The sequence below is a fragment of the Corynebacterium sp. LK2590 genome, assembly GCF_040946105.1.
In the GTDB taxonomy this organism is placed as follows: domain Bacteria; phylum Actinomycetota; class Actinomycetes; order Mycobacteriales; family Mycobacteriaceae; genus Corynebacterium.
The window spans coordinates 1-620 of record NZ_JAYWMH010000018.1 but is presented as its reverse complement, the minus strand read 5'-3'; the positions used below and the strand labels follow the sequence as shown (position 1 = coordinate 620).

Sequence of the window (620 nt, the reverse complement as noted above, 5' to 3'; positions counted from 1 at the left end):
CGGATCTTGTGTCCGTAGGAGAGGATGTTCATTGTGAGTCAACAGCGCAAGAAATACACGCCGGAGTACCGGTGTGAAGCCGCGAACCTGGTAATCGAGTCGCAGCGCCCGATCGCTCATGTGGCTAAGGAGATCGGTGTTTCCGCCGGGCTTTTAGGCCGGTGGGTAAAAAATGAGCGTGAACGCCGAGGAGCATCAGATGGGATGAGTGAGTCTGATCTTCGTGCTGAGAATGCTCGTTTGCGCCGTGAGCTGGCTGAAGCCAAGATGGATAACGAGTTTTTGTCAAAAGCGACAGCCTTCTTCGCCGCAAAGCAACGCGAGCAGAAAAGTTCGAATTAATGCAGCGAGAGAAGGCGAACTACAGCATCAAGCGCATGGCACGGCTATTAAAAGTGTCTCGATCTGGATATTACAAATGGGCCCATGCGCAGCAGAAACGGCTATCTGGCGAAGATGATCGTGTTGCATTTTACGATGATGTTGACCGTAAGATTCATCAGATTTGGAAAGACTCCGATGAAGTTTATGGTGCTCCGCGGATCACCGCAGAACTTACCGAGCGCTACCACATTGTGCTTAACCGTAAGACTGTGGCTAAGCGGATGCGCATGATGGGC

Annotated in this window: 2 protein-coding genes; both read left to right on the top strand. The window is 51.6% G+C overall.

Annotation, left to right across the window (positions count from 1 at the left end; genetic code table 11):
- Window positions 1-24 precede the first annotated feature (24 nt).
- A complete protein-coding gene (locus VVR85_RS11170) occupies window positions 25-342 on the top strand; it encodes a transposase (RefSeq protein WP_368520939.1) in 318 nt (105 codons plus the stop codon).
- A partial coding sequence (locus VVR85_RS11165; protein WP_368520938.1) for an IS3 family transposase occupies window positions 342-620 on the top strand: 279 nt, incomplete at its 3' end. The genes VVR85_RS11170 and VVR85_RS11165, both read left to right, overlap by 1 nt.

What these genes read in the sequence shown, in the direction of transcription:
- VVR85_RS11170 (WP_368520939.1), top strand. Translation starts at nt 25, where the DNA reads ATGTTCATTGTGAGTCAACAGCGCAAGAAATACACGCCGGAGTACCGG.